The sequence below is a fragment of the Alkalicoccus chagannorensis DSM 18086 genome, assembly GCF_000429725.1.
In the GTDB taxonomy this organism is placed as follows: domain Bacteria; phylum Bacillota; class Bacilli; order Bacillales; family Salisediminibacteriaceae; genus Alkalicoccus; species Alkalicoccus chagannorensis.
The window spans coordinates 1-13,160 of the sequence record NZ_AUCK01000013.1 but is presented as its reverse complement, the minus strand read 5'-3'; the positions used below and the strand labels follow the sequence as shown (position 1 = coordinate 13,160).

Here is a 13,160-nt window from a genome sequence, read left to right as displayed (position 1 = left end):
ACCCCTTTCCTGCATTGAAAAAGGAGAAACATCGAATGGAGCGATTATCTCATCCTTCATAATAAATATAGTATGATAACACCAACTTTAATATACCAGTTTTGCCCCGTCACTACAATTGAAATTGTAAGCGGTTTAAATATGCCGCAATAATAAAACGCTCAGAAGTGAACTAATTGACAAAAGGGGGCCACCATGATTAGCATAGAGTTCGATGAACAAGGAGAAATTGAGGTGAACTACCGTGAAACCTATTATAGAATTCTGCGTCAGCAATCTCGCAAGCGGTACGCAGGAAGTGATGCAGGAGCTGGAGAAAGATCCGGAGCTCGATGTCATTGAGTATGGCTGTCTCAGCTACTGCGGCATGTGTGCCAGGAGCCGTTATGCCCTCGTGAATGGGGAGATGGTCACCGGTGAGACGAACGACGAATTGATTGCGAATATTTATCAGCATCTGGAAGAAAATCCGATGTTTTAATGATACTGCGGCAGATTCGACGGCCCGCCCCGTTGAATACAGGAAGCTGGGTGCATGACGACTCGTTTCCGCTGAGGCTGTCGAGAGGTGGCCGTCTTTGAAAGGGGTCAGCGGCACCGTGTGCCGTTCTGACCAGCGGTCTGTGCTTCCGGTCAAAAAAGGAGGAATGATAGATGAAGCCGATTCCATTTGAGAATACGTGGCCGTATGAACAGCAGATGGGAGATATTTATCTGGAACCCTGTCCGTTCTGCGGGGAAGGACGGATTTTGACAAACATGAGTCAGGAAGCACTCGGAAGAGCGAAGGAAGGGATAAAAACCAGGATTCAGCTGCAGTGCTGCCGGGAGACAATGGTTGTACTAGAAGCAGACGACGATTATTTCTGGACCCAGCATACGCTTCGTTAGAGAACAGGCGGACGGCTCGCTGCACCGTCGCAGTCATATACGTCGATATAAAAGAAGCACGTCAGAATCTGATTCTGACGTGCTTCTTTATTAAAATATAGGAATGTATAAGTTTACATTAAGGTGACGGCATCTCTGTCTGCTGCTCGGGAAGCATGAAGAACCCATGCTCCCCTCAAAGAACTTGCGGTACACGCCGTTCCGATCAAAAGGCGCTTTGCGTTTTTGGTCGGTGATAAGAATGCATACGTTTCCGGCAGACAGCCGTGGGAATAAGGAAGGCTGCAGATGATGCCCTCGAAGAAGGCAGAGCAGCTGCTTAGTATTCTTTTACGACGTTATAGAACGTATCCCGTTCGACCGGTGTCTTGCCGGCACCCTTGATCATGTGAACCAGTTCATTTCGTGTCAGGCTCTGCGAAGTCAGGGCTCCGACGGAATGAGAAATCCGTTCTTCGATCAGCGTACCGTGAATATCCGAACTGCCAAATGTGAGGGACATCTGCGTCAGCTGTACCCCGATATTGATCCAGTATGCTTTGATGTGATCAAAGTTATCAAGCATAAGGCGGCTGATGGCGACTGTACGGAGGTCGTCGTAGGCCGATGTTCTGCGCTTCAGACCGGCGCTCGCTTTCTTTGGCTGCATGGCCAGTGGGATAAAGACCATGAACCCATTTGTACGATCCTGGAGCTGACGAAGGCGGTCCATATGAATCAGACGCTCTTCCTTCGATTCAATCGACCCGTACAGCATGGTCGCGTGGGTTTTCATCCCGAGATCATGCGCCGTTTCGTGAGCCTCCAGCCACTGATACGTCGAGGCTTTATCCGGGCTCATCTTGGCGCGGTAATTTTCAGTAAGAATTTCGGCACCGCCGCCTGGCAGTGTATCCAGCCCGGCTTCCTGAAGCTGCTCGAGAACTTCACGCATCGTCAGTCCTGCGTGGCGGGCAAAAAACTCGATTTCTGCACCGGTGTATGCTTTGATCGTGACGTTCGGGTAATGCTTTTTCAACGTACGGACCGTGTTCAAATAATAGTCAAACGGGACATCTGTGTTATGGCCGCCGACAATGTGGAATTCTTTAATGTTATCGTTCCAGCGCTTCTGCACATACTCGAGAAGTTCTTCCTCGTGCATCGTGTAGGCGCCTTCTTCCCCCGGCTTTCTTTTAAAACCGCAGAAAGCACAGCTCGCTTCACAGACGTTGGTTGGATTGATATAGAGGTTTTCAATAAAATAAACGCGGTCGCCGTTTTTCTCGTGATTCACCTTGTCTGCCATCTGCGCAACCGTCAACAGGTCCGGTGTCTCATAGAGAACAAGACCGTCTTCGATCGTCAATCGCTCGCCGCGCTCTACTTTTTCCTGTATCTCCTGAAGTCTTGTATCGGTTGTTATGGTACTCATCTCTCCATCCCCTGCCTTTATCGAAATACAGCACCCTTTTCGGGGTGCGAAACTGATTATATCTTATCATCCTGTGTGGCCGAATGCCAAACATTCCAAGCTGGACGGGATATTTGCCGGTGCCAAGTCAGGTTGTTATACTAGAGGAAGACACTATAGAGGAGGTACAACGATGATTACAATTTCCGAAGCTGCTGCTGCCCAGATCCGAACCATGATGGAACAGGACGATGATGCGGTCTACATGCGCGTCGGCGTGCAGGGTGGTGGATGCACAGGTCTATCCTACGGCATGGGATTTGATACGGAAGTCCATGACGACGATCAGCAGATTACGATAAACAATATTGACCTCGTCATTGATAAGGAAAGCGCTCCGATGCTGGATGGCGTAACCATTGACTATAAACAAAACATGATGGGCGGAGGGTTCACCCTCGATAATCCGAACGCCATCGCCAACTGCGGGTGCGGCGCTTCTTTCCGTACGGCAACCAATGCAGGCAAGCCGGAAGACTGTTAACGAGTTGCTGCAACACGAAGTTACATCCCCCGGAAGTACGTCTTCCGGGGGTTTTCTATGCCGCAGCACGGCTTTCAAATGACAATGGCGTCCGTTTCAAAGGAGGCGGTAGTTTTTCGTTTACCTTAATGCGTGAGGTTTCCAGCAGAAAAGAAAAAGCTGCCCTTCGTCTTCTCATAAGACGGCAGGGCAGCTTTTGGTCCAGCTTTGGTAATTAAAAGAGGCTGGTACTATGACCGGCTGTTGCTTTCGCTTCCGGATCAATATACACTTTTGCTTTGTTGACTGCTGTTGGTGCTTCACCGAATCCTGTAGCAATCAGCTTCGCTTTTCCTTCGTACGTCACAATATCCCCAACGGCATAAACGCCTTCGACATTCGTTTCGGTGTTGGAGTTGACCACGATGGAATTCTTCTCAATATCCAGCCCCCATGTTTTGATCGGACCGAGGTTGGATACGAACCCATAGTTAACGATAAGAGAGTCAACATCGACATATTCCGTGTCGCCGTCTTTGTGCTTCAGCGTCACCCCAGCAATATCGCTGCCTTCCTGATGGATGTCTTCCACCTGATAAGGCGTTTTAACTGTAATCTTTTCAGAATCAAACATTTGATTGACGCTGTGCTCATGCGCCCGGAACTTGTCACGGCGATGAACAATCATGACCTCTTCGGCGATGTCTTCGAGCATCAGGGTCCAGTCGACCGCGGAGTCACCCCCGCCGGCAAGGACAACTCGATCGCCGGCAAATTGATTGATGTCATTGACGAAGTAATGCAGGTTGCTGTTCTCAAACTGCTCAGCTCCTTCGATTTTCAGGCGGCGCGGTTGAAATGCTCCGACCCCGGCAGCAATAACAGCAGTTTTGGTATAGTGTTCTTCCTTGTCGGTACGAAGCGTAATGATCCCTTCTGCGTCGCGTTCCACATCCTGAACAGACTGATCCAGAACGACCTCCGGTTCAAACTGCATGGCCTGGTCGACCAGGTTATCAACAAGTTCCTGTGCGCGGACTTTCGGATAACCGGCGACATCATAAATATATTTTTCAGGGTAGAGAGCGGAAAGCTGACCGCCCAGCTGGGGCATGGCTTCAATAATCTTTACTTTCATCTGTCGAAGGCCGGCATAGAAGGCTGTGTACAGACCGACCGGCCCGCCTCCAATAATCGTCATATCATAAACCTCGCGATGTTTTGACACGGGTTGTCCACCTCCAAGTGTGATTTCCATTAACCCATTATAGACCTTTCCGGTAGGGAATGAAAGTCTACTGCTTTTGTGTATACGTTTTCAATTGAAAAAGCAGATGACATTGCGTTATGATGAAGGAAGTAACGCCGCTTGAAAATAATCGGGGAAAACGGTTGAAATAAACGGGCAAACATCCTATGATGATGAAGGATAGAATGAGGTTGAACGTGCATTTTTCTTTATAGTCCGAGGTTACCTCTGCTATTATACGTGAAATAAATCACATTACTTCGCGGGTTCCATGAACGTTTACGGTCTTAATTACATTGAAATGGAGTGAATGAGATGAATAAACCGAAGATTCTTATACTCGGTGCCGGATACGGCGGCATGATCACAGCGAGCCGCCTGCAGAAATCCACCGTAGCGAAAGACGCGGACATCACGCTTGTCAACAAACACAACTACCACTACCAGACAACATGGCTGCATGAACCGGCAGCTGGCACGCTGCATCACGATCAGACCAGAATGAAAATTGACAGCGTGATTGACACGTCAAAAATCAACTTCATCAAAGATACCGTCGTCGAAATCAAGCCGGAAGAGAAACGGGTGCTACTGAAAGACACGGAGCTTGAGTATGATTACCTCGTGATCGGGTTAGGCTGGGTATCGGAAACGTTCGGAATTCCAGGTGTTGAAGACCACGCGTATTCGATCCGCAGCGTCAACTCCGTCAGACTGATCCGTGAACACATTGAATATCAGTTTGCCAACTATAATCGTTCCGAAGAAAAAGAGGAAGGTGCACTGACCTTTGTCGTAGCTGGAGCCGGGTTTACCGGGGTCGAGTTCGTTGGTGAAATGACAGAGCGCATCCCGGAACTGTGTGAAGAATACGATATTCCCCGGGACAAGGTCCGTCTCGTCTCCGTTGAAGCAGCACCTACAGCGCTTCCCGGCTTTGACGAAGAGCTGGTAGAGTATGCAATGAACGTACTGGAGAGCCGCGGCGCGGAGTTTCTCATTAACATGCCGATTAAAGAAGTGCGCGAAGACGGCGTGCTGTTGAACGATGATACAGAGATTAAGTCCAACACCATTGTCTGGACAACAGGAATCCGAGGAAATCCGATCGTGGAAGACTCCGGATTTGAAGCAATGCGCGGCCGTGTGAAAGTGGAAAAAGATATGCGCGCACCGGGTCACGACGATGTCTTCATCGTAGGCGACTGCGCCCTGATCATTAACGAAGAAACAAACCGCCCGTATCCACCAACAGCGCAGATTGCCATTCAGCAGGCGTATACAGTTGCCAACAACTTGAAATCGCTCGTTGAAGGAAAAGCCGATATGGAAGAATTCAAGCCGGATATTAAAGGCACGGTAGCTTCTCTCGGCGGGAAAGAAGCGATCGGTGTTGTTGGAAGTCGTAAACTGTTCGGAAACTCAGCATCCGTCATGAAAAAAATGATCGACAACCGCTATCTGTACCTGCTCGGCGGGATGCCGCTCGTACTGAAGAAAGGCAAGCTGAAAATGTTCTAAGCTGGACTGTATAAAAGGGAAGAGGCTGACTAAAAGACCTCTTCCGAATAAAAACCGAACCGGCAATCACGCTTTGATTGCCGGTTCGGTTTTTTGTTTGGACATGATTGTATTCTTGCTTATCAACGGAGGAGGCCTCTGTCCGCTAACCGTGAAGAACGAAAGGTTTTTCTTCTCTTTGAAACCTGCGGCATACGCCGCTCCGGTAAGCAGGCGCCCTTGATCTTTCATCAACGCAGGTGATCGTTGAGAAGGATTTCCTGTGATCGGTGAAGCGACGACGTCTACCAGCATCGCCGGGAATTCACATGATTCCGCGCAGTAGTCAAGCGTCCAGCTGCCAGCCGTGCGGAAAGAAAAACCTGGTGCGCGTATATCCCGCACCGAGGGGCTGGGTGGGGGTTTCTTTTGTCGCCGCCCCCTTTCTTCAGCAAGTATGTTCGGCACATTTTTTCAGAGGCATGCTGCCTTCATCGTGATTCATCGGGTCCTGACGTAGAAGTGATGAAAAAAACAAAAAGAGGACGAAAACGATGAAATCATAAATATAGAAGAGGAAAATAACGATGGTTGCGCTTACATGAACGAAAGTGCCGAGGATTCTTTGTTTTCAAACTTGACTGCGTCGTGGTATATTATCAGAAATATCAGATAATTTATAAAAGAGGTGAAAAACATGGTTCGTCAATACGGCAGTAAAGACTGCTCCTACTGTAGTGGAAGAGGATATCATCAGCTTCTGCTGGGAGGTTCTGAAACGTGTATGAACTGTGCAGGCAGCGGAAAAAAGAAAAGCCACAGACGAGGATGATTGACGAACCCTTTACGATTCAGTAAACTGATTTTGACTGAACGAAAGGGGACATCACGATTTGCTCAATCTACCTCAGCTGATTATTGCTATATTGTTATATTTTGTTTTGTTCTTCGGCATCGGATTTATATTGAACATGCTGCTCCGTTCTACATGGACTATGGCAGTGCTCTATCCTGTTGTCATTCTGTTTATTATTAGTGATGCAGGGTTCTTTCAATACTTCACAAATCCAGCAGCTTCCTTCTCTTCGCTTGGGAGCAGCGCAGCGTCCCTGGCGGTCGCGGACATGGTCATTCTCGCCGCAGGCATGATCGGGGCTGTACTTTCCGGTATAGCAATCCGTATGCTGCGTGCGAGAGGCTACCGCATGTTTTAGCGGCCGCCTCTGCCCGGCCGGTGCCTGAAATAGGTCACCCGTTCGAGGCACGGCGATAGAATTTAAAAAAAGCACCAGAGGCAGGCCTTCTGGTGCTTTTTTTCATCCTCTGATAAAACGAGGTGAGTAAATCTCGACGCCGCATTCATGATGACATCCGGATACACCCATGCAAAGGCTGCAGGCAGCGCAGAGTGCCTCCCGGTTCAGCCCGGTGCTTTTCTCCTCTACATAAACATCACGTGAAGAAGCAGAGCAAGCAGGATGCCGAGCAGACCGCCGAAAAACACTTCAATCGGCTGGTGGCCCAGCAGTTCTTTTAATTCTTTCCGCTTCTCTTCTTCCTGCTTTTCCGGCCAGGAGCGCATCTCGTGGACGACTTTATTAAAGTCATCGACGAGCTGATTCAACACGGTAGCCTGTTCGCCCGCATGCCAGCGGACGCCGGTGGCATCAAACATGACAATGACACCAAACACAACAGCAATAGCGAAATAAGGGGAGTCCATGCCGTGTTCAAGCGCAAGGCCGGCTGCCAGGGCCGTTACTGCACCGGAGTGAGAACTGGGCATGCCGCCGGTGGAGGTGACAAGCGTCCAGTCGAGACGCCTGGAAGCGATAAACTGAAGGGGGATTTTGATGATTTGAGCAAAAGCAATCGTAAAAAGAGCCGCGAATAACGGAAAGTTAAAGAGGAGTGCATCCATGAATCGAACGTCCTTTCAGCAGTATTGATAATAAGTGCCGATTCAGTATATCATACCCGGAAAACGAAAAAGATAACGAATACAATTCAAAAAAATGCCGCTGGATTGTTTGAAATTGTGGGATGGGGGTATATAGGATAAAAAATGGACGACTTTTATCCGAGTGTGATTAGTCGATGTGTGTCCGTGTTAAAAGCTGAAAGCCGAATATGCCGGAATTTGGGCGCAGACCCGCTGTCAGCGGTTTTGTAAATATCCGGCGCTTGTTTTATCATATTTAATAGGCATCTGTCGGCAGAAAGCAGGCTTTATTTCTGCTGTAACATACATAAACAGGTGCCTATGTCCTTAAAGGGGGAAGAGAGCTTTGGCAGATTCCAACACATCCGGAGCGGCTGGTCCGGTCATGCGTGTAACAAAAGCACTCGATGCCGGTCTGCATACATTGGAAAAACTGATCTTGAAATGGGCAATTATTATCATCTCCGTGATGACGTTTGGGAATGTCATCTATCGGACTTTAACCGGAGCCAGCTGGCATTTTGCCGAGGAAGTGAGTGAACTTTCGATTATTGTCGCCACCTTCTTTGGTATCAGCTATGCGGCCCGCAAAGGTAGACATATCAGCATGTCTGCATTTTTTGATCTCGCTCCGTACAAGGTTAAAAAGTTTTTAAGTATTTTCAATCCATTTTTAACGGCAGTAATCTTATTCGTCGTCGCATACTTTGCGGTGCAGTACACATACGGCGTCTATGAGAGCGGCAGAACAACAGCTGCCCTTCAGTTCCCTTACTGGCTTATGGTTGTTTCAATACCAATTGGACTTGTCCTGGGTGGTATTCAATTTTTAAGAAACATGTGGATCAACATCGTAAACAAGGAAATTTACCTTGCTCAGGAGAAGAAAGATTACAATGAACAGTAACCAAATACTGACACGAATGGTGGGGGACGAATTATGCTTTGGACATTAATAGGGGTTATGGTCTTCCTGCTCGCTCTTGGTTTACCAATGATGATTCCGCTTATTACGGGTCCATTAATCCTGCTTCTCTTTTTCGATGTAGGGCCTGATCCGTGGATTATGGTACAGCAGATGAGGGAAGGGATCTCCTCTTATGTACTGATTGCTGTACCACTCTTTATCTTTGCAGCGGACATCATGACCTCCGGAAGAACATCCCAGAAGCTGCTTGATTTCATCGGGGCTTTCGTCGGTCACCTTCGCGGGGGCTATGCGATTACAACCGCTGCAGCCTGTACGTTGTTCGGTTCTATCTCCGGATCTACGCAGGCTACGGTCGTGGCCATCGGGAAACCGATGCGTCAACGTCTTTTGAAAGCCGGCTATAAAGACTCCAGTGCGATCGCACTCATTATTAACTCGAGTGACGTGGCGCTGTTGATTCCGCCGAGTATCGGGATGATCATCTATGCGCTTGTGGCGCAGGGAGCTTCGGTAGGCGATCTGTTTATCGCAGGGATCGGGCCTGGTGTACTTATATTTCTCTTTTTCGCTGTATACGCATTTATATACGCCAAAATCCACAACATTCCTCTCGCAGAGAAGCCGAGCTGGTCTGAGAGGGGAAGGCTTACGGTTCAGGCGCTTATGCCTCTTGGATTTCCCATCATCATAATAGGGGGAATCTATGGTGGTATTTTCACACCGACCGAAGCTGCCGGGGTATCTGTCTTATACGCGCTGATCCTTGAAGTGTTTATATTCAGGTCCATTCACCTGAAGCAGATTCCGGATATTGCTTTATCGTCCGGCATTGTCACCTCAGCCGTATTCATTCTCGTTGCATCGGGGCAGGCGTTCTCCTGGGTTATTTCCTTTGCGAGAATCCCCCGGCAGCTGACGGATGCAGTCCTGCCTGAAGATCCAACGGCGCTGACCGTGCTGGTGATTGTTGCATTATTCTTCTTTGTAGGGTGTATGTTCGTCGATCCAATCGTCGTGATACTGATTTTGACACCGATTTTCTACGACCCTGCCATTCAGGCTGGAGTCGATCCGATCCACCTCGGTGTCGTTATTGTCTTTCAGGCGGCTCTCGGCTCAGCAACACCGCCGTTTGGAGTCGATATATTCACTGCGAGTGCGGTGTTCAACAAATCTTATCTGGATGTAATCAGGGGAACACCGCCATTTATAGTGATGCTTTTAATTGTTGCGGTACTTGTCATCGTTTTTGAAGAGATTTCTTTATTCCTTCTCTGGATGTTTTAACAGAGGGGAAAAGAAACTCTTTAAAATATATATTAAATTTAATTTGGGGGTATGTTTACGAATGTTTAAAAAAACTGGAATGCTTACTGGTGCGCTGTCTTTAGGGCTTGTCCTTGCTGCGTGTGGAAATGATGATGGGAATAACGAAGAGGTCAACAACGGTGGAGCAGACAATAATGATGCAGCCGATAATAACATGAACAACGACGCAGACAATGATGAAGACAACGATGCAGACAACAATGATGGTGACGATGCGGAAGCTGTCGATGTGGAACCACAAGAGCTGAGATTCGTCGTTGAAGAGACACAGGGACAGGTGCAGCACGTGTATGCAGAGGAATTCGCAGAGCGTGTCAGCGACCGTACTGATGGTGCTATTGACATTGACGTGTTTGAATTCGGCGAACTCGGAAGTGAAGTGGACCAGGTGGAACAGCTGACGGATGGCATCGTAGAATTTGCGATTATTTCTCCAGGTTTCACAGGGACACTTGTGCCTGAAGGGAATATCTTTGCCCTGCAGTTCCTCTTTGGCGATGATCAGCAGATCAACCAGGATATTTTGAACGAGTCAGAAGCAATTAATGAACATCTGGCTGCCAATTACGAAGATCAGGGAATCAAGCCACTTTCTTTCTGGACAGAAGGTGCCATGCAGTGGACGAGCAATGACGTGCAGCTGACGGAACCTGAAGATTTCGAAGGTTTCCAGATGCGTACGCAGGAATCGCCGCTGATTCTCCGTTCCTATGAAGCCTATGGCGCGAACCCGACAGCAATGAGCTGGGGAGAGCTTTATACAGGCCTTCAGCAGGGTGCAGTAGATGGTCAGGAAAACCCGATTTTCTTCATTGCCGACGCTGCCTTTAATGAAGTGCAGGATTACATGACGATTTCCAATCATAATATGTATGTCACGATGACAACAGTCAACCCGGAATTCTATGATGGCTTAGATGACGAGACACGGGGAGTTATTGACGACGTAGTAGAAGAGATGCGGGAAGTAGGCTTTGATATTCAGGAGCAACAGAACAGTGACTTCTTGTCCGATATTGAAGATGACGATGAAAACCCGACAGAAATCTATGAACTCGACGAAGACGAGCGCGATCAGTTCCGTGAGCTGGCAGAAGAGGTTCGTGACTTCTATCGTGAAGAAGAAGGCGACGATGCAGAAATGATCCTAGATATGCTGGAAGAGGAAATTGAAGAGCATTACGATGGTGATGTTGACTAATAGTATAAAAAAAGAGAGGCCCTTTTCAGGGTCTCTCTTTTTTCGTTGATAAGAATGGTTACGTTCTTCATGAGAAAGGCGGCAGCTGCGCATGCTGCGCGGAATAAAGAAGGTGTTCTTTCCTTCTAAAACCTGCAGTACGCCTTTCCAAACAAAGAGCGCTCCACGCTTTGGGCTCTTTTTCAAAGAAAGGAACGTCTGACTGGGAGTGCGTCACCTGTCTCTGCTCGAGGGAAGAGCTGGAAAAAGGTAGTGCCGCAGCGGCATCGTTCTTCTCGTTTGTTAAGCGGCAGATGGATTCTTCTTCTCGGTTTTAATGATGCCGCGCGTCTGGAGCTGGTAGGCGAGACCGCCGGCAAAAATCACGAGCAGAATATCTTTGATCAAGAAAGGTACCATTCCTGCTGCTGTTCCCCACAGGGGAGCTCCAGCGCCGACTGTGTTTAAATAAAAGTATAGGTAGAGAGTGCCGACCACATAGTTCACAGCAAGACCGAGCCCGCCTGCTGCTGTATACCCTTTTCGAGTCCGGTTGAAATTCTCAGCTGCCCACCCTGCTGCAAACGCAGTGAAGATAAACGACAGGATGAACCCGAATGTAGGAAGAGAGACAGCGGCTGGTCCACCGGCAAAACCGGCAAAAATCGGAGCTCCGGCGAGTCCAAGCAGAACGTAGCCGATGATGGCGAAGGAGCCTGTTCGTTTACCGAGCACAATACCGGATAGAATAGCAATCACAGATTGAAATGTTAATGGCACGGTGCCAATGGTAATCATGGCTGTTGCGTTCGCTCCAACTGCCATCAATGCAATAAAGATAGCTCCATACGTCAATTTCCGTGTGCTGCTTAATTGTGTATACACAAAAAGACCTCCTGTTATGTTAACTAAAGAATATTTTGGTTAACAATTAATTTATCGCTTCCAGCATAAAAAGTCAATAGAGCACTGTTGTATGTTGAAAGCATCTGATTGAACGCGGTCTATTTTGAAAAAGCGGATCAACATGCCTGCGCTGCGAAGAGAGAAAAGCACGCAGTTCCGCTTATCATTACCTCCCGTGCTCGCACTGGTCGAAAAGAGCGGCCGAGAAGCTGAGATTACATGATGATAAAGAATCCGATCTTTCGTTTGGCTTCTCCGCTTCCTGCCGAAGCAGGTATTACATATAGAAGTGACAGATGAAGAACAAAGTCTGAGTCCCCTGCACTTTGCTGCTGTCCGGCTGGTCGGATGGAAGAGTGGAGCGTTCTGTTTTCCGTTTCGTCGAGACGGAAGTAAGCGTCAAAGCATTCGTACGTTAATAAGGCGCTGTGCCTGACGCACCTGGCTTTTCGCAGGGCTTGCATTCAAGTTCTTCTCCCCCTTCTTGGGGAAGAAGGGATATTCAAACCCTGCTCCTGCGGTTACTCGTCGCAAAAAAAAGTTCGTCTGCTCCTGCGGTTACTCGTCGCAAAAAAGTTCGTCTGCTCCTGCGGTGCTCTTCACAGAAAACCCGTCTGTTTCTGCTGTCCGCACGCTTCAGGCAGGCGTCTTTTTCTCTGTGAAGCGACCCGCTTTCCTGTTCAGCCGCAGCTACTTTCGCCCTTCAACAGGAAGCGCAGTCTTCCTGACCATCAGTGAGATCACTCCCACATCATGCCTCCTATCTTCAAGCTGCTTGAAGTATAGAAAAAGGACGCTCCTCTCAAGAGCTGCGATTTCTTTGACACTTAGAGATAGAAGCAGGGGGATTTTATACAGCAGAGAAGGAGAGGTGGGATTGTAGAACGGCATTCCCGTACCCGCACTTCGAAATTTGCTTTTCTCATGCAGGAAGATGGATGGTCGGCTGTCTGTGCATCAAGTGTTGACTTTCCGAGTGTAAATTTGTAGAATAGCGGAGCTGGTGAAAAACGGAGTAGCTCTTCTGAAAAAAACATCAGCAGAAATTTTGGAAAAGAGGTTGCGTCCCGGACGTTATCTTGGTATAGTATTAAATGTCGCCAACAAAGCGGCAGGCCATTTGAAAAAACAACAAAAAAAGTTGTTGACTCTAAATTGAGCAGATGGTACTATATAAAAGTCGCCGAAAAACGAGCGGCGCACGAAACAGCTCTTTGAAAACTAAACAAAAGATGATGAGAAGGAACAAGAGAATGAATCATTCTCTGTCAATTTTTACAGGAATCTTTAGCCAGATTCCGTCTTGAAAGACCGGT

Annotated in this window: 13 protein-coding genes; 9 read left to right on the top strand and 4 right to left on the bottom strand. The window is 48.1% G+C overall.

Annotated elements, in window-relative coordinates; all coding sequences use genetic code 11:
- Positions 1-244: 244 nt before the first annotated feature.
- Positions 245-481 carry a YuzB family protein gene (locus G477_RS0108485; protein WP_026697593.1) on the top strand — a complete coding sequence of 79 codons (237 nt, stop codon included), beginning with the start codon at positions 245-247 and terminating at the stop codon, positions 479-481.
- A 173-nt stretch (positions 482-654) separates the two neighbouring features.
- Complete coding sequence (locus G477_RS0108480; RefSeq protein ID WP_026697592.1) at positions 655-891, top strand: hypothetical protein; 237 nt, start codon at positions 655-657, stop codon at positions 889-891.
- 319 nt (positions 892-1,210) lie between these two features.
- On the opposite strand, the gene mqnE is transcribed toward G477_RS0108480, so the two are convergent.
- A complete protein-coding gene (mqnE, locus tag G477_RS0108475; RefSeq protein ID WP_026697591.1) occupies positions 1,211-2,305 on the bottom strand; it encodes an aminofutalosine synthase MqnE in 1,095 nt (364 codons plus the stop codon).
- Positions 2,306-2,477: 172 nt separating this feature from the next.
- Between mqnE and G477_RS0108470 the strand changes: the two genes are divergently transcribed.
- Positions 2,478-2,828, top strand: coding sequence for a HesB/IscA family protein (locus G477_RS0108470; protein ID WP_026697590.1), 351 nt, complete (start codon positions 2,478-2,480; stop codon positions 2,826-2,828).
- A gap of 214 nt (positions 2,829-3,042) precedes the next feature.
- Here G477_RS0108470 and G477_RS0108465 read toward each other — a convergent pair whose 3' ends face one another.
- Complete coding sequence (locus G477_RS0108465) at positions 3,043-4,035, bottom strand: NAD(P)/FAD-dependent oxidoreductase (protein ID WP_026697589.1); 993 nt, start codon at positions 4,033-4,035, stop codon at positions 3,043-3,045.
- A 336-nt stretch (positions 4,036-4,371) separates the two neighbouring features.
- On the opposite strand from G477_RS0108465, the gene G477_RS0108460 reads away from it, so the two are divergent.
- The 3 genes from G477_RS0108460 (at position 4,372) to G477_RS0108450 (ending at position 6,770) form a co-directional block, all read left to right on the top strand.
- On the top strand, positions 4,372-5,577 hold the full coding sequence (locus tag G477_RS0108460; RefSeq protein WP_026697588.1) for an NAD(P)/FAD-dependent oxidoreductase: 1,206 nt from the start codon (positions 4,372-4,374) through the stop codon (positions 5,575-5,577).
- Positions 5,578-6,253: 676 nt separating this feature from the next.
- Positions 6,254-6,388 carry a YuiA family protein gene (locus G477_RS21375; RefSeq protein WP_170203862.1) on the top strand — a complete coding sequence of 45 codons (135 nt, stop codon included), beginning with the start codon at positions 6,254-6,256 and terminating at the stop codon, positions 6,386-6,388.
- 61 nt (positions 6,389-6,449) lie between these two features.
- Positions 6,450-6,770 (top strand): YuiB family protein, encoded by a 321-nt coding sequence (locus G477_RS0108450; protein ID WP_026697586.1) that lies wholly within the window; start codon positions 6,450-6,452, stop codon positions 6,768-6,770.
- Between the two features lie 227 nt (positions 6,771-6,997).
- On the opposite strand, the gene G477_RS0108445 is transcribed toward G477_RS0108450, so the two are convergent.
- Entirely contained in the window at positions 6,998-7,477 is a 480-nt protein-coding gene (locus G477_RS0108445; RefSeq protein WP_026697585.1) for a divergent PAP2 family protein, read from the bottom strand.
- Between the two features lie 367 nt (positions 7,478-7,844).
- Here G477_RS0108445 and G477_RS0108440 point away from each other — a divergent pair, with 367 nt between their 5' ends.
- From G477_RS0108440 to G477_RS0108430, 3 genes are all read left to right on the top strand, one after another.
- Positions 7,845-8,405: a TRAP transporter small permease gene (locus G477_RS0108440; RefSeq protein ID WP_342664183.1), complete on the top strand. Its 561-nt coding sequence runs from the start codon at positions 7,845-7,847 to the stop codon at positions 8,403-8,405.
- 33 nt (positions 8,406-8,438) lie between these two features.
- Positions 8,439-9,716 carry a TRAP transporter large permease gene (locus G477_RS0108435; RefSeq protein ID WP_026697583.1) on the top strand — a complete coding sequence of 426 codons (1,278 nt, stop codon included), beginning with the start codon at positions 8,439-8,441 and terminating at the stop codon, positions 9,714-9,716.
- A gap of 61 nt (positions 9,717-9,777) precedes the next feature.
- Positions 9,778-10,959 (top strand): DctP family TRAP transporter solute-binding subunit, encoded by a 1,182-nt coding sequence (locus G477_RS0108430; protein ID WP_026697582.1) that lies wholly within the window; start codon positions 9,778-9,780, stop codon positions 10,957-10,959.
- Between the two features lie 282 nt (positions 10,960-11,241).
- On the opposite strand, the gene G477_RS19110 is transcribed toward G477_RS0108430, so the two are convergent.
- The gene (locus G477_RS19110) at positions 11,242-11,823 is read right to left on the bottom strand and encodes a biotin transporter BioY (protein WP_035211620.1); all 582 of its coding nucleotides are present in this window, start codon (positions 11,821-11,823) and stop codon (positions 11,242-11,244) included.
- Between the last annotated feature and the right edge of the window lie 1,337 nt (positions 11,824-13,160).

Bases quoted from the DNA above. Each gene is read 5' to 3' on its own strand.
- G477_RS0108480 (WP_026697592.1), top strand. From the start codon at position 655: ATGAAGCCGATTCCATTTGAGAATACGTGGCCGTATGAACAGCAGATG.
- mqnE (WP_026697591.1), bottom strand. From the start codon at position 2,305: ATGAGTACCATAACAACCGATACAAGACTTCAGGAGATACAGGAAAAA.
- G477_RS0108470 (WP_026697590.1), top strand. From the start codon at position 2,478: ATGATTACAATTTCCGAAGCTGCTGCTGCCCAGATCCGAACCATGATG.
- G477_RS0108460 (WP_026697588.1), top strand. From the start codon at position 4,372: ATGAATAAACCGAAGATTCTTATACTCGGTGCCGGATACGGCGGCATG.
- G477_RS21375 (WP_170203862.1), top strand. From the start codon at position 6,254: ATGGTTCGTCAATACGGCAGTAAAGACTGCTCCTACTGTAGTGGAAGA.
- G477_RS0108445 (WP_026697585.1), bottom strand. From the start codon at position 7,477: ATGGATGCACTCCTCTTTAACTTTCCGTTATTCGCGGCTCTTTTTACG.
- G477_RS0108435 (WP_026697583.1), top strand. From the start codon at position 8,439: ATGCTTTGGACATTAATAGGGGTTATGGTCTTCCTGCTCGCTCTTGGT.
- G477_RS0108430 (WP_026697582.1), top strand. From the start codon at position 9,778: ATGTTTAAAAAAACTGGAATGCTTACTGGTGCGCTGTCTTTAGGGCTT.